22 protein-coding genes and 1 riboswitch are annotated in these 22,363 nt (G+C 55.6%); of the genes, 18 read left to right on the top strand and 4 right to left on the bottom strand.

Features of this window, described 5'->3' with window-relative positions; translation table 11 throughout:
* Positions 1-43: 43 nt before the first annotated feature.
* On the bottom strand, positions 44-1,438 hold the full coding sequence (locus tag B9K09_RS05910; RefSeq protein WP_087515936.1) for a sensor histidine kinase: 1,395 nt from the start codon (positions 1,436-1,438) through the stop codon (positions 44-46).
* Entirely contained in the window at positions 1,431-2,102 is a 672-nt protein-coding gene (locus B9K09_RS05905) for a response regulator (RefSeq protein WP_087519004.1), read from the bottom strand. The genes B9K09_RS05910 and B9K09_RS05905 overlap by 8 nt, the downstream gene beginning before the upstream one ends.
* 235 nt (positions 2,103-2,337) lie before the next feature.
* On the opposite strand from B9K09_RS05905, the gene B9K09_RS05900 reads away from it, so the two are divergent.
* From B9K09_RS05900 to B9K09_RS05875, 6 genes are all read left to right on the top strand, one after another.
* Positions 2,338-3,603: an OprD family porin gene (locus B9K09_RS05900; protein WP_087515935.1), complete on the top strand. Its 1,266-nt coding sequence runs from the start codon at positions 2,338-2,340 to the stop codon at positions 3,601-3,603.
* A 29-nt stretch (positions 3,604-3,632) separates the two neighbouring features.
* Positions 3,633-4,610: a tripartite tricarboxylate transporter substrate binding protein gene (locus B9K09_RS05895; protein WP_087515934.1), complete on the top strand. Its 978-nt coding sequence runs from the start codon at positions 3,633-3,635 to the stop codon at positions 4,608-4,610.
* 114 nt (positions 4,611-4,724) lie between these two features.
* A complete protein-coding gene (locus tag B9K09_RS05890; protein WP_087515933.1) occupies positions 4,725-5,165 on the top strand; it encodes a tripartite tricarboxylate transporter TctB family protein in 441 nt (146 codons plus the stop codon).
* 4 nt (positions 5,166-5,169) lie between these two features.
* Positions 5,170-6,675 carry a tripartite tricarboxylate transporter permease gene (locus B9K09_RS05885; protein WP_087515932.1) on the top strand — a complete coding sequence of 502 codons (1,506 nt, stop codon included), beginning with the start codon at positions 5,170-5,172 and terminating at the stop codon, positions 6,673-6,675.
* On the top strand, positions 6,668-7,699 hold the full coding sequence (locus B9K09_RS05880) for an AbrB family transcriptional regulator (protein ID WP_177408641.1): 1,032 nt from the start codon (positions 6,668-6,670) through the stop codon (positions 7,697-7,699). The genes B9K09_RS05885 and B9K09_RS05880 overlap by 8 nt, the downstream gene beginning before the upstream one ends.
* A gap of 196 nt (positions 7,700-7,895) precedes the next feature.
* Complete coding sequence (locus B9K09_RS05875; RefSeq protein WP_087515931.1) at positions 7,896-8,768, top strand: DUF6279 family lipoprotein; 873 nt, start codon at positions 7,896-7,898, stop codon at positions 8,766-8,768.
* Positions 8,769-8,782: 14 nt separating this feature from the next.
* Here the strand turns inward: B9K09_RS05875 and ung are convergent, their stop codons facing one another.
* Positions 8,783-9,490 carry a uracil-DNA glycosylase gene (gene ung / locus B9K09_RS05870; RefSeq protein WP_087515930.1) on the bottom strand — a complete coding sequence of 236 codons (708 nt, stop codon included), beginning with the start codon at positions 9,488-9,490 and terminating at the stop codon, positions 8,783-8,785.
* A gap of 174 nt (positions 9,491-9,664) precedes the next feature.
* On the opposite strand from ung, the gene B9K09_RS05865 reads away from it, so the two are divergent.
* Positions 9,665-10,123, top strand: a complete 459-nt coding sequence (locus B9K09_RS05865) for a PaaI family thioesterase (protein ID WP_087515929.1) — start codon at positions 9,665-9,667, stop codon at positions 10,121-10,123.
* Positions 10,124-10,133: 10 nt separating this feature from the next.
* Here B9K09_RS05865 and B9K09_RS05860 read toward each other — a convergent pair whose 3' ends face one another.
* Positions 10,134-11,015, bottom strand: coding sequence for an AraC family transcriptional regulator (locus B9K09_RS05860; RefSeq protein WP_087515928.1), 882 nt, complete (start codon positions 11,013-11,015; stop codon positions 10,134-10,136).
* A 195-nt stretch (positions 11,016-11,210) separates the two neighbouring features.
* Between B9K09_RS05860 and B9K09_RS05855 the strand changes: the two genes are divergently transcribed.
* The 11 genes from B9K09_RS05855 (at position 11,211) to B9K09_RS05805 (ending at position 22,277) form a co-directional block, all read left to right on the top strand.
* A complete protein-coding gene (locus B9K09_RS05855; protein WP_087515927.1) occupies positions 11,211-12,704 on the top strand; it encodes a CoA-acylating methylmalonate-semialdehyde dehydrogenase in 1,494 nt (497 codons plus the stop codon).
* Between the two features lie 82 nt (positions 12,705-12,786).
* Positions 12,787-13,950, top strand: coding sequence for an isobutyryl-CoA dehydrogenase (locus tag B9K09_RS05850; RefSeq protein ID WP_087515926.1), 1,164 nt, complete (start codon positions 12,787-12,789; stop codon positions 13,948-13,950).
* A gap of 193 nt (positions 13,951-14,143) precedes the next feature.
* Positions 14,144-14,962: an enoyl-CoA hydratase gene (locus B9K09_RS05845; protein WP_087515925.1), complete on the top strand. Its 819-nt coding sequence runs from the start codon at positions 14,144-14,146 to the stop codon at positions 14,960-14,962.
* A gap of 18 nt (positions 14,963-14,980) precedes the next feature.
* Positions 14,981-16,084: an enoyl-CoA hydratase/isomerase family protein gene (locus B9K09_RS05840; protein WP_087515924.1), complete on the top strand. Its 1,104-nt coding sequence runs from the start codon at positions 14,981-14,983 to the stop codon at positions 16,082-16,084.
* Positions 16,085-16,115: 31 nt separating this feature from the next.
* Positions 16,116-17,000 (top strand): 3-hydroxyisobutyrate dehydrogenase, encoded by an 885-nt coding sequence (gene mmsB, locus B9K09_RS05835; protein WP_087515923.1) that lies wholly within the window; start codon positions 16,116-16,118, stop codon positions 16,998-17,000.
* Positions 17,001-17,107: 107 nt separating this feature from the next.
* Positions 17,108-17,746, top strand: coding sequence for a potassium channel family protein (locus B9K09_RS22665; RefSeq protein ID WP_177408640.1), 639 nt, complete (start codon positions 17,108-17,110; stop codon positions 17,744-17,746).
* Positions 17,747-17,946: 200 nt separating this feature from the next.
* Positions 17,947-18,052, top strand: a riboswitch (guanidine-I (ykkC/yxkD leader).
* A gap of 63 nt (positions 18,053-18,115) precedes the next feature.
* Entirely contained in the window at positions 18,116-19,183 is a 1,068-nt protein-coding gene (locus tag B9K09_RS05825; RefSeq protein ID WP_087515922.1) for a putative urea ABC transporter substrate-binding protein, read from the top strand.
* A 72-nt stretch (positions 19,184-19,255) separates the two neighbouring features.
* Entirely contained in the window at positions 19,256-20,071 is an 816-nt protein-coding gene (locus B9K09_RS05820; protein WP_087515921.1) for an ABC transporter permease, read from the top strand.
* On the top strand, positions 20,068-20,877 hold the full coding sequence (locus tag B9K09_RS05815) for an ABC transporter ATP-binding protein (RefSeq protein ID WP_087515920.1): 810 nt from the start codon (positions 20,068-20,070) through the stop codon (positions 20,875-20,877). The genes B9K09_RS05820 and B9K09_RS05815 overlap by 4 nt, the downstream gene beginning before the upstream one ends.
* A gap of 10 nt (positions 20,878-20,887) precedes the next feature.
* Positions 20,888-21,616 (top strand): urea amidolyase associated protein UAAP1, encoded by a 729-nt coding sequence (locus B9K09_RS05810; RefSeq protein WP_087515919.1) that lies wholly within the window; start codon positions 20,888-20,890, stop codon positions 21,614-21,616.
* 10 nt (positions 21,617-21,626) lie between these two features.
* Positions 21,627-22,277: an urea amidolyase associated protein UAAP2 gene (locus tag B9K09_RS05805; RefSeq protein WP_087515918.1), complete on the top strand. Its 651-nt coding sequence runs from the start codon at positions 21,627-21,629 to the stop codon at positions 22,275-22,277.
* Positions 22,278-22,363: the final 86 nt, after the last annotated feature.

Raw genomic sequence — 22,363 nt, 5'->3', positions numbered from 1 at the left:
GACTTTCTTGGCGTGCCCAAGGAAGTCTTGGCTCGTAGCGGGCTCAAGCGCCATCAGGTGCATTAAATGACACCCGCACGCGCAAGCCGTTACTCGGTGACTGATGAAGGCTGATCTGTGCCTGATGCGCACGACATATCTCACCAACAATCGCTAAACCCAAACCTGCTCCCGAGCCCTGCACATTGCGCCGGTAAAAGCGTTCGAAGACTTTTTCGTGGTCAGCTTGTGGAATACCCGGACCGTCGTCTTCAACCTCAAGAATGCACGGCTCAACGACGCGAATGACCACATTGCCGCCCGCTGGGGTATGGGCAATGGCGTTATCCACAAGGTTGGAAAGCAATTCGTTGAGTAGCGTTGGCTCACCATTTAACCAAATCGGTTTATCGGCCTCCAACGCCAGGGAAACCCCTCGAGCATGCGCTAATGGCGCCAATGCCAAACCCAACTCGCGCGCTAGCTGACTAAGATCAAGCAGCTCTGCACCGCCTTCGGCAATCGCCCGCGCACCGCTCTCTATCCGAGCCATGGATAACAACTGGTTGGCCAGATGCGTCAGACGATCAGTATTTTGTGCCGCGTCTTGCAAAGTGCTTTTCCACACTTCAGGTTTTTCCGAGCGTAAGCCCAGCTCGACCCTTGCCTTGATCGCTGCAAGCGGGGTGCGCAACTCATGCGCGGCGTCGGCAATAAACTGTGACTGACGTTCAAACAGTTGATGCAGTCGCTCATTGAACTGGTTCAGTGCACGCACCAATGGGCGTAACTCACGCGGCATGTCGGCATCAGGCAGCGGTCGTAAGTCCTCACGGGCTCGCTCAGCAACAGTGCGACGCAAGCTATTTAGCGGGCGTAATGTGGCACTGACTGCCAGCCAGACCAAGCCAAGGGCGCTGACCGAAAGTAAGCCCATGCGCCACAAAGTGCCGTATAGCAGCTCGCGAGCAAGGCGCTCACGCGCACCTTGGGTTTCCGCCACCCGAATCTCAGCCAAGCCATTTAACTGCGGCTCACTGACCGGCTGCCAAAGGCTGACTACCCGCACGCCCTGACCACGGTACTGGCCATCATAAAAATGCGCCAAGGCCGGGTAATCATCGGTACGTTTGGTGCCTGGAGGCGCAGCAGGCAAATCATCATAGCCGGAGACCAAGGCGCCGTTTAAGCCGATGACCTGGTAATAAATGCGTCCGGCGCTGTCATAGGCGAAGGTATCCAGCGCTACGTATGGAACGTTAGCTCTGAGCCTACCTTCTTCTGTATACAAGCCATCGGCTATCGCCCGTGCGGACGCCAGCAATGTACGATCATAGGCGGTGTCTGCAGCACGCCGAGCGCTTAGATAAGCACTGACACTGCTGACCAGCAAGATGATCGCAAGCAAAATTGCCAAGCGCCAAAGTAAGCGCCCGCGCAAGCTACCCACTTCAGCCACTGACAGCCTCCAGCAGATAACCCAAGCCCCTGAAGGTGACGATTTTTACCGAGCTGCCTTCGAGTTTTTTGCGCAACCGGTGGATATAAATTTCAATCGCATCGGCACTCGCATCTTCGTCCAGACCAAATACTTGCGCGGCCAATTGTTCTTTGCTCATGACTCGTCCTGGCCGGGCAATCAGCGCCTCCAATACAGCCTGCTCACGGGAGGTCAGAGTGAGCAATTCATCTTGCAGATTAAAACGTCGTGTCGCCAGATCGTAGGCTAAATCACCACATCTCTGCACTTGCTCGCCGCCGAGCACGGTGCGGCGTAACAATGCCTTGACCCGGGCTTCCAACTCGCTGAGTTCAAAAGGCTTGGCCAAATAGTCATCAGCGCCCAAGTTCAAGCCGTGAACCCGATCTTTGACTTCGCCGCGTGCAGTGAGCATCAACACCGGCAAGGTATTACCACGATCACGCAAACGGGCAAGCACCTCAAAACCGTCCATGCGCGGCAAGCCGATATCAAGAATAGCCAATGCATATTGCTCGCTGCTCAGAGCCAGATCAGCGGCCACTCCGTCATGCAGCACATCGACAGTCCAGCCCGCACTCTTGAGGGCCTGCGCCACACTTGCCGCAAGCTGCGGATGGTCTTCAACCAACAGAATTCGCACCATTGTCTCCAAGATCAAAGTACGCGGTTACAAGCAGCGCGGCAGTTTACCCGTGCTGAAGCAACTTTGAAGCACGCTTTCGCCTGCAATGGCCATGGCAAAAACTTTCAGCAATGAAAGGTTGCTGAAAGCTTGACCCCATAGCATCGATCTCAAGTGGCTCGACCCACTTACCCGAGCGGTTAGCACAGTGGCGTGCATCCGCTACAAAAACAACAACATCGGAGACCACACGATGCCTTCAGCATCCAATAAGACTTTTACGCCTGTTAGTCTGCTTAGCGTAGCTGTAAGTACCACCTTGCTTGCTCCAACTGCTCATGCCGAGTTCTTTACAGACAGCTCCGGCACCCTGACCGCCAACAATATTTATCTGAATCGCGACTTCCGCGAAGGCACTGGACAAAACAAACGCGAAGAATGGGCTCAGGGCTTTATCTTCGATATCCAGTCAGGTTACACCGAAGGCACTGTCGGCTTCGGTGTTGATGCATTGGGGATGCTCGGTCTAAAACTTGATTCCAGCCCGGACCGCACCGGCACCGGCCTGTTACCGACCCATGACGATGGCCGCGCCGCTGATGATTATTCCCACCTCGGCCTGACCGGCAAAGTTAAGGTTTCCGCGACCGAATTGAAAATCGGCACATTGATGCCAGCACTGCCAACGCTGAAAAGCAACAACAGCCGCATTTTGCCGCAAACCTTTGAGGGGGGCTTAGTCACCTCCAAAGACATCAACAACCTGACCTTCACTGGCGGGCGTATTGATGAAGCAAAAGATCGTGACTCCAGCAACAACCAAGACCTTGCGTTAAATAACAAGAACCGCCGTTTCGCCAGCGCTGCGACGGCTGATCATTTGACCCTGGCTGGCGCCGACTACAAGTTTACCGACCGCATTACCGGCCGTTATCACTTCGCCGAACTTGATGATATTTATCGCCAACACTTCTTTGGCCTGAAGGCTTCGCAACCAGTTGGCCCTGGCACCTTTACTGCCGACCTGCGTCTTTCACTCAGCGATGACCACGGTGCAGCCAACGCGGGCAAAGTTGATAACCGCGCACTCAACGGCATGGTCAGCTATGGCCTCAACGGCCATAAGCTAAGCTTGGCGTATCAAGACATGAGCGGTGACACCGGCTTCGCCTACGTCGACGGCACTGATCCCTTCCTGGTCAACTTTGTGCAAATAAACGACTTCGCCAATGCGGATGAACGTTCGTGGCAAGCGCGCTACGACTACGACTTCAGCGCAATGGGTGTACCTGGCCTGAGTTTCCTCACTCGCTACATCAGCGGTAGCGATGCTCAAATCGCTGGCAGCAACGAAACTGGGGATGAGTGGGAACGTGACATTGAACTCAAGTACGTGGTCCAGAGCGGACCAATGAAAGACCTGTATGTACGCCTGCGTAACGCCTCCTTCCGTTCGGACTTTGCTCGCAACGCCGATGAAAACCGTATCGTGATCGGCTATTCATTAGCCGTCTGGTAAGCACAATAAAAACTCAAGAGGAACAGTCAATGAAAACTGCCTTTACCCGAATCGCTCTCGCGACAGCCTGCCTGGCTTTTGCCGGTCAACTGCTTGCAGCGGACCCAAAGCGCCCTGAATGTATTGCTCCAGCCAAGCCAGGCGGAGGTTTCGACCTGACCTGTAAACTGGCGCAAAGCGGTCTGAAAGATGGCGGTCTGCTGAAAAAACCAATGCGCGTCACCTACATGCCAGGTGGTGTTGGCGCCGTTGCCTATAACGCTGTTGTCGCCCAGCGTGCTGATGACCCGGGCACAATCGTGGCGTTCTCCAGCGGCTCGCTGCTGAACTTGGCGCAAGGCAAGTTCGGTCGTTATGACGAGTCAGCTGTACGTTGGCTTGCGGCAGTTGGCACTGACTACGGCGCCATTACCGTGCGCGCAGATTCGCCTTATCAGAATCTTGATGACTTGATCAACGCCCTGAAAAAAGACCCATCAAGCGTGGTCTTTGGCGCTGGCGCAACTATCGGTGGCCAAGACTGGATGCAAACTGCATTGATCGCTCGCGCCGCCGGTATCGACCCGAAAAACCTGCGTTACGTAGCGTTTGAAGGCGGCGGTGAAACCGTAACAGCTATGCTCGGCGGCCACGTTCAGGTGACGAGCAGCGGCTTGGGTGAAGTTACGCCACAGATCGAGGCGAAGAAAATCCGCATTCTCGCGGTTCTGTCTGATGAACGTTTGCCGGGCAGACTGGCAGACATCCCAACAGCTAAAGAACAAGGCTACGACATCAGCTGGCCAGTCATTCGTGGCTTCTACGTTGGCCCAGAAGTCAGCGACGAGCAGTACAACTGGTGGAAACAGCAATTCGACACCATGCTCGCCAGCGAAGACTTCGCCAAGCTACGTGAACAACGTGACCTGCTGCCTCTGTCGCTGACCGGTGATGAGTTGAAAGCATTCGTCTTCAAGCAAGTTGAAGACTACAAGAAACTCGCCGGTGAGTTCGGCCTAGTCCAGTAAAGCTAGGATCAGTACAGCCGGGTTCACTAAGCCTGAATGACGTGGGCGCAAGCGCGAAGCTAGCGCTCACGTACTAGACGCCTGTCAGCGTCGTTTTTTTACGAGACTTCCGCCATGTATGTCCGCTTGTTCTCTGTGATCTGGTTGCTGCTGTGCATCTGGCTCGCCTTCATCGCCTGGGGTTTCCAGGCGCCCTTCGCCTACGACCCAGTAGGTCCACGTGCTTACCCGCTGCTGTTGCTGGGGCTAATGGGCGCTGGCTCGTTGTGGCTGGTCATCAAGCCGGGTCTGATGGAACAACAGCTGCACATGCCAACCGTGAAACGGTCGGCCATCTGTGTGCTCGTACTGCTGGCCTATGCCCTGACGTTTGAGCCTCTGGGTTTTGTTTTAAGTACCACGCTTGCGGTATTCGTTCTCGGCCTGCTGTTCACCGGTCGACCCGTGCCGTGCCTGATCAGCGCAGTGTTGATGGGCGTTTTGTTGTTCTTGTTGTTTGATTATTTGCTGGATGTGCCTCTGCCGCTCGGCGTGCTAGAAGCCTACGTGGAGTGATGAGATGGAAACGCTAACTTATTTAATGCAAGGCTTCGACGTCGCCACCCGCCCAGCGAACCTACTGGTCGCGCTGTTCGGTGCATTCGTCGGCACCATTGTTGGCTTGCTGCCGGGCCTCGGTCCAATCAACGGTGTTGCACTGCTGCTACCTTTGGCATTCGCTCTGGGTCTTCCCCCGGAGACGGCTCTGATTCTGCTGGCTGCGGTGTATCTCGGCTGTGAGTATGGTGGCCGTATCTCGGCAATTCTGCTCAACGTACCGGGCGATGCTGCTGCGGTAATGACCACCCTCGACGGCTATCCATTGGCGCGCCAAGGCAAAGCAGGCATTGCTTTGTCTTTATCAGCGGTCAGCTCGTTCATCGGTAGCATCATCGCCACCTGTGGCGTGGTGTTGTTTGCTCCGATACTGGCGAAATGGGCCGTTGCATTTGGGCCTGCCGAGTACTTTGTGCTGATGATTTTCGCGATTGCCTGCCTTGGCGGCATGGTCGGTGATAAACCGGTAAAAACCCTGATGGCTGCGCTGATTGGTCTGGCGCTTGCCACCGTCGGAGTAGACTCAACCACGGGTGTCTACCGCTTTACCTTCGGCAGTGTCAGCCTGTCGGACGGTATTCAGTTCGTCATCGTGGTGATCGGCTTCTTCAGTGTCAGCGAAGTACTGCTGATGCTGGAAAAAACCCACAACGGTCAAAAAGCAGTTAAAGCCAGCGGCCGCCTGCTGTTCAACTTCAAAGAGTTCTGCTTCACCTTCTGGACCATGGTTCGTAGCGCCGTTGCAGGCTTTGTCATCGGCACCTTGCCTGGCGCCGGTGCAACCATTGCCAGCGCCATGACCTACATGACTGAAAAGCGCATGGCGGGTGACAGCGGCAAATTCGGTGAAGGTGACCTACGTGGCTTGGCAGCGCCAGAAGCGGCCAACAACGCCTCGGCTTGCGGCTCGCTGATTCCGATGCTGACGCTGGGTGTTCCCGGTTCTGGCACCACTGCTGTAATGATCGGCGCTCTGACCTTGTACAACATCACCCCGGGTCCATTGTTGTTCGAACAGCAGCCAGATGTCGTCTGGGGTCTGATCGCCTCGTTGTTCATCGGTAACGTAATTCTGCTGGTAATGAACATCCCGCTGGTTGGCCTGTTCTCACGCATGCTTAGCGTGCCGAATTGGGTACTGGTGCCTGCGATCACCGTGATCAGTATGGTCGGCGTGTATGCGGTGCACAGCACCACATTCGACTTGGTGCTGATGATTTTGCTGGGGGTATTCGGTTACATCTTGCGCAAGCTCGACTTCCCGCTCTCGGCAGTCATTCTCGGCTTCGTCCTGGGCGAGCTAATGGAAGATAATCTGCGCCGCGCCTTGTCGATCTCTGCGGGTGACCTGAACATTCTCTGGTCCAGCCCGATCACGCTAATCCTCTGGGCGCTGGTGGTATTGATGCTTTCGCTACCAGGTTTCCGTTGGTGGCGAGCGCGTAAAGTGCGTATGGCACATGCCTAACCTGCCCTTCCTGGCACGCCTGCCTAGCTGGTGGGCGACGCCACTGATCGGTGCGATCGGTGGCTATTTGGCCAGCCTCATCGGCTGGCCTTTGCCTTGGATCATCGGCTCACTGCTTGCGGTCATCATCGCCCGCTGCAGTGGCTGGCTGGTGACAGAAGTCCCCTCGGGGCGCAAAGCCGGGCAATGGATAGTCTCCAGTGCCATTGGCCTGCACTTCACCAGTGAAGTCATGGGCCAATTGCACAGCCACTTCGGGGTGATCCTCGCCGGTGCGTTTTGCACCTTACTCCTCAGCGTGATCGGCATTGCAGTATTGCGCCGGTCCGGCGTTGATCGCGCCACTGCGTTTTTCTCAAGCATGCCGGGTGGTGCGAGCGAGATGGTTAATTTCGCCCAACGCCACAATGCCCACACAGCTCGCGTTGCGGCCGCCCACAGCATGCGTTTATTACTGGTGGTGTTGATCGTTCCTGCGGTATTCACCTGGAGCCTGCCACCCATGGAGCGCCCTGCTCCGCTCCCTGTTGACTGGATGTGGCTGGCGATATTACTGCCTGCCGGAGCGCTGCTGGCGGTTATCTGGGGCAAACTCAAGCAACCCAACCCTTGGATGCTTGGCCCGCTTACAGCCTGCGCGATTGCCGCTTGTACCTTTGACCTGCATATCGGACTACCGCCAGGTTTGGGTCAAGTTGGCCAATGGCTGATTGGCTGCACATTGGGCTGCCACTTCGATCGCGCATTCTTTCGCAGTGCACCGGGCTTTTTAATGCGCATCTTGCTGTTTACTTTGCTGGCAATGCTGACCGCCGCATTACTGGCCAAAGGCTTGGGTTTGATGGCCGAGCAAGACTCAACCTCGCTGATGCTTGGCATGATGCCGGGCGGTATCACTGAACTCTGCCTCACCGCTGAGGCCTTACAACTGTCTGTGGCATTGGTGACCGCGCTGCAAGTGCTGCGCCTGTTCATGGTGATGTTCTTGGCTGAGCCTTTATTCAAAGTTTGGCAAAAAACATAAACCTCTTTTTATGCCCACAAGAACCACGTTTAACCCGCCGCTAGCGCGGGTTCTTTTTAGTGAACCCTGAACATTTGCTGCGTTATGTTTTCAGAGATTGCTTAATAAATATTTCAAAACACAATCGATCTGCGCGAGCTGTCATAAGCTTGATGTCAGATAGGTTCTGTGACGGTTAAAGACTGAGGCAGGTTTAATGATGGGGTCGAACAAGAAACTCAAAGGTCTGATTGGCGCAGGCTTACTCTGCCTCACGCTAAGTGCGTGCAGCATGGTCGGTTTCTCGTACAAACACATGGACTGGTGGTTGATGTGGAAGATTGATGACGCACTCAATCTTACCTCCGAACAAAAAGACCTGCTCGAACCACAGCTGCAAACTCTGCTGAACTGGCATTGCAGCGCAGAATTGCCCAACACCATCAGTTGGCTGGAACAAAACCAGCTGTTGCTTAAACAACCCGCGCCCAGCAGCGAAGCCATCAGCCTACAAATCAATCAGGTCAATAGCGCCCTCAAGCGCATAGCCAGAAAAATAACCCCAACGGCCACCCAACTACTCAGCAGCCTGTCAGACCAGCAAGTCGCAGGTTTGTATGAAACCCTGGACGAGCAAAACCAGGAAGATCGAGAAGAATTTATCGAACCACCGCTTGCGACCCAAGTCAGTGAGCGCAGCACGCGCATGCAAGAACGTCTCGAGCCCTGGTTTGGTCACTTGAGTCCAGAACAGATCAAGCGTATCGATGCTTGGTCAGCCAGCCTTGGCCAGCAAAACCGCATATGGCTCGGCAACCGCGCAGCATGGCAGAGTGCGCTGCATAGCGCGCTTGAGGTTCGTCACACAGAAGCCTTTGCCGCGCGTCTGCAACCATTGTTGGAGTCGCGTGAGGACTTCTACACCGCCGACTATAAGCAGGTTTACCCAAAGGCCCAGGAGGCGCTCGCCAATTTATTCAGCGAGCTGGTTAGCCAAGCGAACGATGAACAGCACGCGAACATCAGCAAACGCCTGAATATGTTTCAGGAGCAACTGGCGAAACAAGTGTGTATTCCTGCCGCGCCGTAATCTACCGCAACAGTTCAGCTCAGGGGTTCAACTACTGCTGGTAGCATCCAGTTGATCCCTTGCAACTCGTGTTGCTGGAGAAATTTATTGGCACGGGTGAAGTGGCCGTTGCCAATAAAGCCGCGATACGCCGACAAAGGCGAAGGGTGCACCGAGCGCAAAACCAGGTGTTTGGTGCTATCAATCAACTTCTCTTTACTCTGCGCATGGGCGCCCCAGAGCATAAACACCACATGCTGCTGATGGCTGCTGACCGTCTCAATCACCTTATCGGTAAAAAACTGCCAGCCTTTCTTGGCATGCGAACCCGCGTTGGCGCGCTCTACTGTGAGCGAGGTGTTGAGCAGCAACACGCCCTGCTCGGCCCATGACTGCAAATAACCGTGCTGGGGAATATCGATATTCAGGTCGCGCTTGAGCTCTTTATAGATATTCAGCAAGGATGGCGGCGTGGCGATGCCCGGCTGCACCGAGAAGCACATGCCATGTGCCTGCCCCGGCCCGTGGTAAGGGTCCTGGCCGATGATGACGACTTTGACCTGAGCCAGCGGCGTCGAGTTGAAGGCATTGAAAATCATCGACCCCGGCGGATAAATCTCTTTACCTGCCGCTTTTTCGGCGCGCAAAAAATCCCCCAATTGCTTCATGTAGGGTTGTTCAAACTCATCACTCAGCGCCGCTTTCCAGCCAGCTTCAAGTTTGATGCGATCACTTGCGGTCATATGCACCTTCATGCCCAACAAAATACGAAGAATAAAATCCAAGGACGCACGCTAGAGAACCCCCGCAGGCAAGTCAAGGCAGCGACTAATGAGCCTGCATCACAGCCGTGGATACAGCTTGTGAGCGGCTATTAACCGGCCAAGACTGAAAGTCCATCGCCGAGGACAAAGCGTATGAACAGCTCAACCGAGATAGATGCCGAATCAAACGTGCTGCACACACCGTCCGAGCCACTTTTCAGCCGTGACCAGCTTGAACAAGCGTTGGATAAATCACCCTTTGCGCAACTTATCGGCTTTAGCCTCACCCATTACAGCGCGGGTTCGATCGAGATGGAGGTGGTGCCACGCAAAGAACTGACTCAGCATCACGGTTTCGTCCACGGCGCGGTGATCGGCTTTATGATCGACAGCGCCTGCGCGTGGGCGGCAGCCTCGATGGTCGGTGACGTGGTGACCAGCGAATACAAGGTCAACATGCTCGCACCAGCGCTGGGCGAGAAATTAATTTGCCGCAGTGATGTGATCAAAGCCGGCAAACGCCAAGTGGTGACGCGTGCAGATGTTTTTGCCGTGCTCGACGGTAAACAGAAAATGGTCGCCACCGGGCTTGCCACCATCGCTCGCATCTAGGCTGCGCGTATCAGCCCTGATGCAGCGCGCGGTAATGACTGGGGGCCATACCGACGACCTTGCGAAATAGCCGCGAGAAGTAATACACGTCTTCATAGCCGAGTTGCTCGGCGACCTGGCTAATGCTTTGCTCGCCCTCATCAAGAAGGCGACAGGCGTGGGCTATTTTGAGCTGGATAAATTCCTGAATCGGCGCTTGCCCGGTCAGAGCCCGGTAGGTCTTGGCAAAATGAAAGCGCGACAGTTTGAACTGTGCGGCCAGCTCATCCAGATTAAGGCTGCCATGCAGGTGCGCACGCATCACCGCTTGCACCGCATCGACATCCAGCACCCGGCCAGACTTCAATTTAACCCGTGCTGGCAACACGGCCAATGAGGCGAGCAACGCCTGAAGCTGATGCGCCGCATAGATAAAGTGACGCAGGCTCAGACCCTGTTTGCGCAAGTTCAGCAGTGCATCCAGCTCCGCCAACAGCCGCGGCTGCACGCCGATTCGCCACAGTGGGCCCTTGCCCAGCGGGCGTAAAAAATCGCTGACCAGCTCACCATCAAAATGAATCCAGTAGATAGTCCACGGCTTATCGCGATCAGCTCCGTAGGCATGCCATTGGCCTTTGGGCAATAACAACAAATCACCACCCGCAACATCCAATCGTCCATCGCTCGTTTCAAGCCAGCCCTGCCCCGAGCGGCAATAGATCAGCAGATAGTCATCTGAATCCGAACGCTGCATACGATGATTCAAGGCATTGGGATAAAAACCAAGGGCTAACGGATAGCACCCTTGAGTCAGCGCAGTGCGCGCCATAACTCTGCGCAAGCGTGGCGGCGTGATAAAGCGCAGACCATTGGCAGGCAACGGCCAACTGGAGGTTTCGACTTGGCTACTCATCGGATATGGCTCAGCCCGCGGGCAATTCCCCTGTCATCAAACCAACAACATAACCCAAGATAGTCCATCCACCTGACAAGATCGTCAATCCACAAGTCTCAACACAAGCGCTATAACAGATGAAAATAACAATCAGCCCCTAAATTAGCTGCGCGAAACTTAGCCGCGAAATCGAGGGCTTCAACGGAGGCAAAAATGTCCAAGACAATTCCCCAGTTGATCGAAGGCGAGTGGCGTCAAAGTCGCACCAGCGAATTTATCGAAGTCACCGACCCAGCAACCCAAGAGGTGCTGGCGCTTGCTCCCAAAGCCACCGCTGAAGATATCGAGACGGCTATAGCCAGCGCCAAAGCGGCCTTCCTGACCTGGCGTGAAGTACCAGTGCCTGAGCGTGCGCGGGTCATGTTGCGCTATCAGCACCTGCTCAAGGAGCATCACGACGAGCTCGCCGAAATTCTCGCGCAAGAAACAGGCAAGACCTTTGCCGATGCCAAAGGTGACGTCTGGCGCGGTATCGAGGTGGTCGAACAAGCCGCCAATATATCCAGCCTGATGATGGGTGAAACCGCCGAAAACGTTGCCCGCGATATCGATACCGCGAGCTGGATTCAGCCGCTGGGCGTATGTGTGGGGATTACCCCATTCAATTTTCCAGCGATGATTCCGCTGTGGATGTTCCCGCTGGCCATTGCTGCCGGCAACAGCTTTATCCTCAAACCCTCTGAGCAAGACCCACTGACGCCCAACCGTCTGGCTGAACTGTTTATCGAAGCGGGCGCGCCCAAAGGCGTTCTGCAAGTGCTGCATGGTGCTCGCGAAGTGGTCGACAGCCTGCTGACGCACCCTGATGTTCGCGCTATTTCATTCGTCGGCTCAGTCCCGGTTGGTCAGCATGTCTATCGCACCGGCACCGCGCACCTCAAACGGGTACAAGCCTTCGCCGGGGCGAAAAACCATATGGTGATCATGCCCGACGCCAACAAAGATCAAGTCTTGAGCAATTTGCTCGGCGCCAGTTGCGGCGCCGCGGGCCAGCGGTGCATGGCGATCAGCGTGGCGGTATTTGTCGGCGAGTCGAATCAGTGGATCAACGAGTTACGCGATCAAATGGCCGAACTCAAACCCGGCTACTGGAATGATGCCTCTGCTGCCTACGGACCGCTGATCAACCAGCAAGCCAAACAGCGAGTCTTGCGCCTGATTGCCGAAGGTAAAGCTGAAGGCGCTGAATGCTTGCTTGATGGTTCGCAATGTCAGGTGCAAGGCTATCCAAATGGCAACTGGGTCGGGCCGACGTTGTTTAGCGGCGTAACCCAGAAAATGGCGTTGTACCGTGAAGAAATTTTTGGCCCCGTGCTGGTGTGCATGCAGGTCGATACGCTGGAGGAAGCCATTGAGTTGGTCAACGCCAGTCCATACGGTAACGGCACCTCGATTTTCACCCGTTCCGGCGGCGCCGCTCGGCGTTACCAACATGCAGTTGAAGTAGGTCAAGTCGGGATCAATGTCCCGGTTCCCGTGCCGCTGCCGTTCTTCTCGTTTACCGGCTGGAAAGGCTCGTTCTACGGCGACCTGCACGCCTACGGTAAACAGGGTGTGCGTTTTTTCACTGAGACCAAGACTGTCACCAGTCGCTGGTTTGATGAAGACTCAGTGGCCAGCCACAACATGACGATCCAACTGAAATAATGCGCGGCGGGTGAGTACCCTGCGCACAGCGCGTATTCACCCGGTTTGAACGCCTGTTTCACTGCGGCGAAAAGGACGAGCTATGGATTTTGACTTAAGCGACGAACAGCGTTTACTGGTCGCCAGCGCACAAGCATTTGCACGCATAGAACTGGCCCCACTTGCAGCCGATTGGGACCGTGACCACCACTTTCCAGTCGATGTTATCCGCAAGTCGGCAGAGCAAGGCTTTCTCGGGCTGTACATTGATGAAGACAACGGCGGGCTTGGCCTGTCGCGCCTGTCATCGGCGCTGATATTTGAACAGTTAGCCGCAGGCTGCGTCGCCACCACGGCTTTTATCAGCATCCACAACATGGCGACATGGATGCTCGCTTCGTTCGCCGAACAAGCCCTGAAAGACACATGGCTGCCAGGCTTGATTAGCGGCGAACTGTTGGCTTCATATTGTTTGACCGAGCCTGATGCAGGCTCTGATGCCGCCAACTTACGCACCCGCGCCAGGCTCGACGGCGACGCCTATGTGCTTGATGGCAGCAAATGTTTTATCTCCGGCGCCGGTGCGACCGAAGTACTTATCGTCATGGCCCGCACCGGTGAAGAGGGCGCCAAAGGCATCTCATGCTTTCTGGTCCCGGCTGACACGGACGGTATCACTTACGGGCGCAATGAGCTGAAAATGGGTTGGTGCGCACAACCGACTCGAACCATCACCTTTGCCAATGTGCGCATCCCCGTAGGCAACCGCATCGGCCCCGAAGGCCAAGGCTTTGTCTACGCAATGAAAGGGCTCGATGGCGGCCGTATCAACATCGCCAGTTGCTCGCTGGGCGCCGCGCAGGCAGCACTCGAACACACGTTGCGCTATGTTGAAGAACGCAAGCAATTTGGCCAATCGTTGAGCGACTTTCAGTCCGTGCAATTCAAGTTGGCGGACATGCTCACAGACCTTACCGCCAGCCGGCAAATGGTGCGCATGGCCGCCTACAAGCTGGATAACCAGCACGGCGAAGCCAGCCTCTATTGCGCGATGGCCAAACGCTTTGCCACCGACCATTGTTTCACCCTGTGTAACGAGGCGCTGCAAATCCACGGCGGCTATGGTTATCTAAACGACTACCCGTTGGAGCGCTGGGTGCGTGACAGCCGCGTGCATCAAATACTCGAAGGCACCAATGAAATCATGCGGGTCATCATCGCCCGCCGACTTTTGCAGCAAGATGGCATGCTTGATCACCTGCTGTAAAACAAGTAAGGAACCTCTGAAAAAGGTAGCGAGCGACGGGAGTACAAGGCGAAAAGATGCGAAAAAGCGACCGGGGTCGCGCTCGACTTTAGTTGTCCTAAATGAGCATTTTGAGCAGCTTTTCAACACAGCACGGGCTGCCCCAGCAATACCTAGCGCAGTAGTTTTTCAGAGGTTCCCAAGGAGGAGTTTTATGACAACCGCAGTAGAACCCTACAACCCAAGCGCCTTTGACCTGACCCACAAACTCACGGTCGAAAAGCACGCTCACACCGCATTGATCACCATCAACCATCCTCCCGCCAATACCTGGGATCGCGAATCGTTGATTGGGCTCAAGCAACTGGTTGAACACCTCAACCGTGACGACGACATTTACGCGCTGGTAATCACCGGTCAAGGAGGCAAGTTCTTCTCGGCTGGCGCCGACCTCAAACTGTTTGCCGATGGTGACAAGGCCCGCGCCCGTGAAATGGCGCGTTTATTTGGTCAGGCATTTGAAGCCTTGCGTGACTTTCGTGGCGTCTCGATTGCGGCTATCAACGGCTTTGCCATGGGCGGCGGCCTTGAGTGCGCTCTAGCCTGCGACATTCGTATCGCTGAAGAGCAAGCCTTTATGGCGCTGCCAGAAGCAACCGTTGGCTTGCTGCCCTGCGCTGGTGGTACTCAGGCGTTGCCTTGGCTGATAGGTGAAGGCTGGGCCAAACGCATGATTCTCTGCGGTGAGCGGGTTGATGCCAGCACTGCGTTGCGCATCGGCCTGGTTGAGCAAGTGGTCGAGACCGGTGAAGCACGCAACCACGCCCTGCTCCTGGCATCCAAGGTCGCGCGCCAAAGCCCTGTTGCTGTGCGCACCATCAAACCCTTGCTGCAGGGCGCGCGCGAACGCAATCCAAATACCTGGCTACCTGAGGAGCGTGAGCGTTTTGTCGACCTGTTCGATGCCGACGACACACGCGAAGGGGTTAATGCATTTCTCGAAAAACGTGACCCGCAATGGCGTAATCGTTAAGACCAGAATGGAAAACTAATGAACGTTACTTTTGAAGAGATCCCTTGCCTGCACGGCGTGAGTGTTGGCGTCGCCAGTCTCAATGCAGAAAAAAGCCTCAACGCCCTGACGCTGCCGATGATTGAAGCGCTCGACAGCAAACTCGCAGCGTGGGCTGACAATCCGCGGATCGCCTGTGTAATGCTGCGCGGCAATGGCCCCAAAGCGTTCTGCGCCGGTGGTGATGTGGTGCAATTGGTTGAGGAGTGCCGCGCTCATCCCAACGAAGTGCCTCCGTTGGCACGGCGCTTTTTCGCCGATGAATACCGTCTCGATCACCGTATTCACACCTTCCCCAAACCCTTTATCTGCTGGGCACATGGGCATGTTCTGGGCGGCGGCATGGGCCTGATGCAGGGCGCCAGCACGCGTATCGTCACCCCCTCCAGCCGCTTGGGCATGCCTGAAATCAATATCGGTTTGTACCCTGACGTTGGTGGCAGCTGGTTCCTCGCGAGAATGCCAGGGGCGCTAGGCCTGTTCCTGGGTCTGACCGCCAGCAGTATGAATGCGCGTGATGCCCTGGACCTTGATTTGGCTGATCGTTTCTTGCTCGACAGCCAGCAAGATGAGCTACTCGAAGGTTTGGTCCAACTCAACTGGCAAATCCAGCCTGAAGTGCAATTGCACAGCCTGCTCAAAGCGCTTGAACAACAAGCCATTGCAGAAATGCCTGAGGCGCAGTGGTTACCGCGACGCTCGCGGATCGACCAATTGCTCGACCATGCCGATCTCGTAAGCGCTTACAACGCCTTGATTGAGCTGCATGATGATGACGACAAACTGCTCGCCCGCGCGGCCAAAACACTGTCTAGCGGCTGCCCGCTGACTGCGCATTTGGTCTGGGAGCAAATTGCCCGCGCCAAGCACCTGTCACTGGCAGATGTGTTTCGCATGGAATACGCCATGAGTTTGAACTGCTGCCGCCACCCGGAGTTTCCCGAAGGTGTGCGCGCCCGTCTGATCGACAAAGATCAAGCACCGAAATGGCACTGGCCGAACATCGCTGGCATCAGCGAAGAAACCATCGCCGCGCACTTTGAACCGGTCTGGCAGGGCGAGCACCCACTGGCCGATCTCTAGAAGCCGTATTTAACAGATAAGGAAAATAACAATGACAACTATCGCCTTTATCGGTCTCGGCAATATGGGCCTGCCAATGGCCCGCAACCTGCTCCGCGCAGGACACTCCTTGCGCGTCTTCGACTTGGTTGAGGATGCAGTTGCCGCGCTGGCCAAGGAAGGTGCGACAGCGGCACAAAGCGCGCATGACGCTGTGCTAGGTGCAGAAACTGTCATCAGTATGCTGCCCGCCAGTCGTCACGTTGAGGGCTTGTATCTGGGGCAGTCAGGCTTATTGGCCAGCCTGCCGTCCGGCACCTTGGTTCTGGAATGTTCAACCATCGCCCCGGAGACAGCACGCAGGGTGCACCAAGCCGCAGCTGAGCGTGATATCTACATGCTTGATGCGCCGGTTTCAGGCGGGACAGCAGGTGCAGCGGCAGGCACGTTGACCTTTATGATTGGCGGTCAAGCGAAGTACGTTGAACAAGCACGTCCGATCTTTGAGCTGATGGGTAAAAATATTTTCCATGCGGGTCCCGACGGCGCCGGCCAGGTGGCCAAGGTGTGCAACAACCAAGTGCTGGCGGTGCAGATGATCGCCACTGCAGAAGCAATGGCGATGGGCGTTGCCAACGGACTTGACCCAGCCGTGCTGGCCGAAGTCATGCGCCAAAGCTCCGGCGGAAACTGGACCCTGGAGAAATACAACCCATGGCCTGGAGTCATGGAAAATGCCCCGGCAAGCAAGGGTTACAGCGGTGGTTTTATGGCTGAATTGATGGCCAAGGACCTTGGCCTTGCCCAGGAAACAGCGCAGCACTTTGGCAATAGCGCACCAATGGGAGCACTGGCCCTACAGCTCTATCGCATGTTGCTCAAACAGGGCAAAGGCAAACAGGACTTCTCGGTAATCCAGCAACTGTTTATCGATTAAACGCAGCCAGACGAGTTCTGTGATTCAACGACAGAACTCGTCAGCAAATATCCTTATATACTGTATGACTACTCAGCTCAGTCAGACTTTTGCCCAAGGATATATCAGTGATCAACACCTTTTTACTGCGCTACCGATTTCGCCTGTTGTTTGCCAGTAGCGTCTTACTTACCTGCGTCAGCGGTTGGCCCGCCCCAGGTTTAGCGTTGAAGTGGACCGCTTTTTCACTGTTAGTACTATCCGCCATGAACACCCTGCGTCACAAAGGCGCATTGCTGAGAATTGCGCTGACCTTAGGCATAGTGAACCTGATCCTGTTTTTTCTGGAAAAGTACATCGTTATACCCAGCGCGCTCAGTGATGGCTTTGGCTTGATCGCCTTTTACATGCTGGTTGTATATGCACTCTTCAATCGGGTAATTCACCAACGCCCGGTTACCCAGGAACTGCTCTACGGCCTGACCGCCCTGTATCTGCAACTCGCGCTGGCCTTCGCTGCTGCATTCCACGTCATTAACGGCTTTGTGCCCAATGCATTCTGGAGTGAGCATGGCCCCTTAGAACTGCATGATTTCGTTTACTACAGCCTGGTCACCCTGACCACCGTTGGTTACGGAGACATACATGCATTAGCCCCGGGAGCGCGCCTGCTAGCCGGTGCGGAGGCCTTCGCCGGGGTAATGTTCATTGCTGTTGCAGTGGCCCGTACATTAGCCCTGATGAGCGATAACGACCCAGTCGACTGAGCATGCAACGCCCCGCATCGCAGCACTCACATCAATAACCGCACCATTGCGATGCAATAAGTCATTTCGGGCACCAGCATCAATCCGCAATCCCCCGCTCTAGAAGCCTCAGCTCAACTGGCACGATGTTCGCTTTAACTAACTTGAAGCAGGACAACCCCGGTAGCGAGATGCGCAACGGGGACGCGGCTGACAATTTGCAAATGGCTGACTAGGGTTCCGGCTCACCGATAGTTCGATGAGTGGCTGGTCCGAGAGTTGGCGACCTCCAGTGAGGTTACACGGCGGGATAAAAGCCCGGGAGAACGCGCCTCATTTGAGGATCCGCCGCGAACTCCTGCCCGCCCAATTTCGAACTGGAGGTTCCACATGCGTACACCCCGTCTGTTCTCCCTAATGGCTGCTGGTTTAGCTGTCGCGATCAGCATCAATGCTCCCGCCGCTCAGAAAGACAACTTCAGTGTGTGCTGGACCATTTACGCTGGCTGGATGCCTTGGGAATATGCCAAGGCACAGGGCATCGTCGACAAGTGGGCGAAGAAATACGACATCAATATTGATGTGGTGCAGATCAACGATTACGTCGAATCCATCAACCAGTACACCGCTGGCCAGTTTGACGGCTGCACCATGACCAACATGGACGCACTTACCATTCCTGCGGCAGGTGGCGTTGACACCACAGCATTGGTCATCGGCGACTTTTCCAACGGCAACGATGGTGTGGTGATCAAGGGCGCCAACAAAACCTTGGCGGACCTCAAAGGCATGCCGGTCAATCTGGTTGAATTGTCAGTTTCGCACTACTTGCTGGCACGCGGCCTAGAACGCGCCGATCTCAGCGAGAAAGACCTCAAAGTGGTCAACACTTCAGACGCCGATATGGTGGCAGCCTTCCAGACCGATGACGTAAAAGCCGTCACCACCTGGAACCCTCTGCTGGCTGAAATTGAAGCCACGCCCAATGTCACCAAAGTCTTTGACTCAAGCAAGATTCCAGGCGAGATCATCGATTTGATGGTGGTCAACAGCGACACCCTGAAAGACAACCCTAACTTCGGCAAAGCACTGACCGGCGCTTGGTATGAAGTGATGGCCACCATGAGCGCCGATACCACCGAAGGCAAAGCCGCACGCGAAAGCATGGCTAAAGCCTCTGGCACGGACTTGGCCGGTTACGAATCACAGCTTGCTGCAACCAAAATGTTCTACAACGCCAGCGACGCAGTGGCCTTCGCCAATAGCCCGAAGCTGCCAGCGACCATGAGCAAAGTGGCTGAGTTCTCGTTCAGCCATGGCTTGCTCGGTGAAGGTGCGCAATCTGCCGAAGCAGTCGGTATGAGCTTCGCCAAGGGCGTTAGCACCGGTGACAAGAACAATATCAAGCTGCGCTTTGACCCAAGCTTTATGCAAATGGCGGCAGACAACAGCCTGTAACAGCAATCGCAACTGTGGCTCGGACTCTAGCTTGCCGAGCCGCAGACGCATCACCTTATACGGGATGACTTAATGCGCTTAATCAACCGTCACCCAGACAGAACCGGTCGATTGATGCTGGTGCTATTGCCTTTCGCGCTACTGCTGTTCGCCTACTTTGTCGGCTCGGCCAATCGCCTGGCGGAAAACCCAAACGACAAGTTACTGCCCAGCGCCACGCAGATGGCCGCGGCGGTTGATCGCCTAGCTTTTACCGAAGACAAACGCAGCGGCAATTACCTGTTCTGGCAAGATACCTTATCGAGCTTGAAGCGCTTAGGCATGGGCCTCGGCATCGCCGCGGTGGTTGGCCTGTGCCTGGGGATTGCCGCCGGTACTCTACCGTTGTTCAGCGCACCGTTGTCGCCGCTGTTCACGGTGCTGTCGATGGTGCCTCCACTGGCGATTCTGCCGATTTTATTCATCGTCTTTGGTTTAGGCGAGCTATCCAAAGTGATGCTGATCGTCATTGGCATCACCCCGGTACTGGCCCGCGACCTTGAACAACGTGCCCGAGAAATTCCAACTGAACTACTGATCAAGGCCCAAACCCTCGGCGCCAATACCTGGACGTTGATGCTGCGCGTAGTCTTGCCGCATTTGCTGCCACGCCTGTTGATTGCGTTGCGCTTGGTTCTTGGCTCTGCGTGGCTGTTTCTGATCGCCGCCGAAGCCATCGCCAGCACCGACGGGCTAGGTTATCGAATATTTCTGGTACGCCGTTATCTAGCCATGGATGTGATCGTGCCGTATGTCATCTGGATCACTCTCCTTGCATGGTTGATGGACCTGGGTCTTCGCCAGATCGCGCGCTTGGCATTCCCGTGGTACGAAGGAGCCAAAGCATGACCCAGGCCAACCAGAACAGCTTTATTGAAGTGAATAACGTCTGGCAGCAATACGCCGACCAAGTCGTGCTTGAGCGACTTGACCTGTCGATCAGCGAAGGTGAGTTCTGCACTTTAGTCGGAGCATCAGGCTGCGGCAAATCAACTTTCCTGCGCTTACTGCTCGGCCAAGAACGGCCGAGCAAAGGACAAATCCTGCTCGCAGGCAAGCCCTTGGCAGGCGAACCGGATGCAAGCCGCGGCGTGGTCTTTCAACGCTACTCGGTGTTTGCGCACCTTAGCGTGCTGGACAACGTAGCGATCGGTCTGGAGTTGTTGCAATCCCCCGTGCTCGGGCGCCTATTTGGCAATGCCAAGCGCGAAGCACGTGAACAAGCTGCCGAGTTGCTGACCAAGGTTGGTTTGGGCCATGCGCTGGACAAATACCCAAGCCAGCTCTCAGGCGGCATGCAACAACGCTTGGCGATTGCTCAAGCCTTGATCATGAAACCGCGAATATTGCTGCTCGATGAACCCTTCGGCGCGCTAGACCCCGGCATCCGCAAAGACATGCACGGCCTGCTGCTGGAGTTGTGGAACGAGATCAAACTCACCGTATTCATGGTCACCCATGACCTCTCGGAAGGTTTCAGCCTGGGCACACGCCTGCTGGTGTTCGACAAAACCCGCATAGACCCGCATGCACCGAATGCCTTTGGCGCACGTATTACCTACGACATTCCACTTAACCACGAACGCCGCGCCAACCGCGCAGCGTTCGATGAGCTACCTGCGCACGTTGCAGCCAGCCTGCAACCTGCTGTCTAAGGAGTTTTTGATGACTGCCTCATTAACCTTTCGACCGTCCCTCTACGAAGAACTTATTCCCGGTGGCGGACACACTTCCTTTGTCCTCAAGCGTGGCCAATTACTGCGGATCACCGACCTTGAAGGCAATGCCAATGCCAGCCTGATTCTGCTCAATGCCAATGAGAAAAGCGAACGCTTGAGCTTGCCGGACTCGCTCAAAGGCCAACACACCGCCAAGCTCACTAGCGGCCATTGCCTGTACTCGGATATGGGCCGGGTGCTGGCTGCCATCACCGCCGACACCTGCGGCTGGCACGACAGTTTTGGCGGTGTGCTAAATGCTCAGGAAGTGGCCGAGAAATACGGTGAAGGCAGCTACCAAACCTTGCGCAACAGCTTTTATCGCAATGGCGTAGACAACTTATTGGTTGAGATGGGTAAGTGGAATCTCAACCTGCAAGACCTGCTGATGTGTCTCAACCTGTTCAGCCGGGTTGAGGTCGACAGCGATGGCTGCTTCCACTTTGAACCGGACAATTCGCAAGCGGGCGATTACATCGAGCTCTATGCGCCGATGGACACTTTAGTGGCGCTCACCGCACTGCAACACCCGATGGACCCTAACCCGAACTACGCACCGAAGCCGTTACAGCTGAGCTGGCACAAGGTCGAAAGCGACGGTATCAGCGTGCTGTGCCGCACCTCGCGCGAAGAAAACGCACGCGCCTTCCACAACACTGAACGTCTTTACATCTGAGGAGCGGCCCATGTCTGAATATCCAAACAGTCTGATACACAGCGACAATCATCCCGAGGCGGCCGTCTTCCGTGCACAAATTGGCGCTGGCGAGCCGTTTATGACTGAAGTCAAAGCCGGACAAACTCTGCGTTTGCTCGACCTGGAAGGTAATCAAGCGGTCGATACCTTGTTCTACAGCGCGCGCAATCCGCGTGAGCGTTATGACGTGCAGCGCACGCTACGCAAACAGAACCGCGTCTACTTGACCACCGGCACCGTGTTGTACTCCAACCTAGGTCAGCCAATGCTGACCATCACGGCCGACACCTGCGGCCGTCACGACACCCTCGGCGGCGCTTGCGCACAAGAAAGCAACACCGTGCGTTACGCCCTCGACAAACGCTACATGCACAGCTGCCGCGACAACTTCCTGCGCGCTTGCCTGCACGACGGACGTCTGAATAAAGCCGACATCAGCGCCAACATCAACTTCTTCATGAACGTGCCGGTCACACCACAAGGTGGCTTGACCTTTGAAGACGGTATTTCCGCAGCCGGCAAGTATGTCGAGTTGCGCGCAGAGATGGACATCATCGTATTGATCTCCAACTGCCCGCAACTCAACAACCCATGCAATGCCTACAACCCAACACCTGCCGAGATATTGATATGGAACTGATCAAGGCTCGCCTACGCCTATGGTTGTTTACCCTTTGCCAAAGTCGTTCAGGGCAATGCTTACACCCCCCTGAAAAACCTTCGACG

Source organism: Pseudomonas sp. M30-35, from assembly GCF_002163625.1.
GTDB lineage: Bacteria > Pseudomonadota > Gammaproteobacteria > Pseudomonadales > Pseudomonadaceae > Aquipseudomonas.
This window is presented reverse-complemented; position numbering and strand designations above follow the sequence as displayed.

Coding starts and splice junctions, on each gene's coding strand:
- B9K09_RS05900 (WP_087515935.1), top strand. CDS start 2,338: ATGCCTTCAGCATCCAATAAGACTTTTACGCCTGTTAGTCTGCTTAGC.
- B9K09_RS05895 (WP_087515934.1), top strand. CDS start 3,633: ATGAAAACTGCCTTTACCCGAATCGCTCTCGCGACAGCCTGCCTGGCT.
- B9K09_RS05890 (WP_087515933.1), top strand. CDS start 4,725: ATGTATGTCCGCTTGTTCTCTGTGATCTGGTTGCTGCTGTGCATCTGG.
- B9K09_RS05885 (WP_087515932.1), top strand. CDS start 5,170: ATGGAAACGCTAACTTATTTAATGCAAGGCTTCGACGTCGCCACCCGC.
- B9K09_RS05880 (WP_177408641.1), top strand. CDS start 6,668: ATGCCTAACCTGCCCTTCCTGGCACGCCTGCCTAGCTGGTGGGCGACG.
- B9K09_RS05875 (WP_087515931.1), top strand. CDS start 7,896: ATGATGGGGTCGAACAAGAAACTCAAAGGTCTGATTGGCGCAGGCTTA.
- ung (WP_087515930.1), bottom strand. CDS start 9,490: ATGACCGCAAGTGATCGCATCAAACTTGAAGCTGGCTGGAAAGCGGCG.
- B9K09_RS05865 (WP_087515929.1), top strand. CDS start 9,665: ATGAACAGCTCAACCGAGATAGATGCCGAATCAAACGTGCTGCACACA.
- B9K09_RS05860 (WP_087515928.1), bottom strand. CDS start 11,015: ATGAGTAGCCAAGTCGAAACCTCCAGTTGGCCGTTGCCTGCCAATGGT.
- B9K09_RS05855 (WP_087515927.1), top strand. CDS start 11,211: ATGTCCAAGACAATTCCCCAGTTGATCGAAGGCGAGTGGCGTCAAAGT.
- B9K09_RS05850 (WP_087515926.1), top strand. CDS start 12,787: ATGGATTTTGACTTAAGCGACGAACAGCGTTTACTGGTCGCCAGCGCA.
- B9K09_RS05845 (WP_087515925.1), top strand. CDS start 14,144: ATGACAACCGCAGTAGAACCCTACAACCCAAGCGCCTTTGACCTGACC.
- B9K09_RS05840 (WP_087515924.1), top strand. CDS start 14,981: ATGAACGTTACTTTTGAAGAGATCCCTTGCCTGCACGGCGTGAGTGTT.
- mmsB (WP_087515923.1), top strand. CDS start 16,116: ATGACAACTATCGCCTTTATCGGTCTCGGCAATATGGGCCTGCCAATG.
- B9K09_RS05825 (WP_087515922.1), top strand. CDS start 18,116: ATGCGTACACCCCGTCTGTTCTCCCTAATGGCTGCTGGTTTAGCTGTC.
- B9K09_RS05820 (WP_087515921.1), top strand. CDS start 19,256: ATGCGCTTAATCAACCGTCACCCAGACAGAACCGGTCGATTGATGCTG.
- B9K09_RS05815 (WP_087515920.1), top strand. CDS start 20,068: ATGACCCAGGCCAACCAGAACAGCTTTATTGAAGTGAATAACGTCTGG.
- B9K09_RS05810 (WP_087515919.1), top strand. CDS start 20,888: ATGACTGCCTCATTAACCTTTCGACCGTCCCTCTACGAAGAACTTATT.
- B9K09_RS05805 (WP_087515918.1), top strand. CDS start 21,627: ATGTCTGAATATCCAAACAGTCTGATACACAGCGACAATCATCCCGAG.